Below are 814 nucleotides of genomic sequence, written 5' to 3' on the forward strand. Positions count from 1 at the left end.
ATGGACCTTGTTGACGTGGGTGGTCATGCCGCCGCTCGAGCGGAGAGCGCAGATGCTGGCGTCCAATTCCAGGGCAGAAGTTCGTCCAGCCGATGAGCCGGATGAGCGGCGATGCGGGCGAGGACATTCGTGAGCCACGCCTGCGGATCGATGCCGTTCATTTTGGCTGTGACGATCAGGCTGTACATAGCTGCGGCGCGCCGCCCGCCGCGATCAGACCCGCAGAACAGCCAGGATTTTCGCCCAAGTGCGATGCCTCGCAGGCCCCTTTCGGCGGCATTGTTGGAGAGGCACACGCGGCCGTCCTCGAGGAATAGGGTGAAGCTCGCCCAGCGCTTCAGGATATAGTTGAACGCCTTAGCCAGGTCGTGCCCCCGAGACAGCTTGGCAAGCTGCTCCCGCATATAGACCTGGAGGTCCTCGACCAGAGGCCGGCTCAGCGTCTGCCGCACCTGAAGGCGCTCCTCGGCACTCTTGCCGTTGATGGACCGTTCGATCTCGAACAGCGCATCGATCCGCCGCACGACCTCGATCGCGATCGGCGAGAGCGGGATTTCCTTTTTGCCGGTGGCCTTGCGCCGGGCATTCTCTTCGATGTCGGCCATCGCGAAGAACGGGCGCCGTCCATGCGACCAGCAGGCAGCCTTCCGGATTGGCCCGGGCTGGCGTCCCGCCAGATAGAGCTGGTTGTACCCGTCATAGGCGTCGGCCTGCAGGATGCCGGCATACCGGGCCAGATGCGCTTGGGGATGCTCGCCCTTGCGGTCGCGGGAGTAGTAGAACATCGCCGCCGGCGGGTCCGTGCCCCCAAATG

General features: G+C 64.5%; 1 protein-coding gene. It reads right to left on the bottom strand.

The window, feature by feature from the left end; genetic code table 11:
- Positions 1–23: 23 nt before the first annotated feature.
- Positions 24–814, bottom strand: a 791-nt coding sequence (locus IVA91_RS27135) for an IS66 family transposase (RefSeq protein WP_247459474.1), incomplete at its 5' end; no start/stop codon positions are given.

Source organism: Bradyrhizobium sp. 153 (assembly GCF_023073835.1).
In the GTDB taxonomy this organism is placed as follows: domain Bacteria; phylum Pseudomonadota; class Alphaproteobacteria; order Rhizobiales; family Xanthobacteraceae; genus Bradyrhizobium.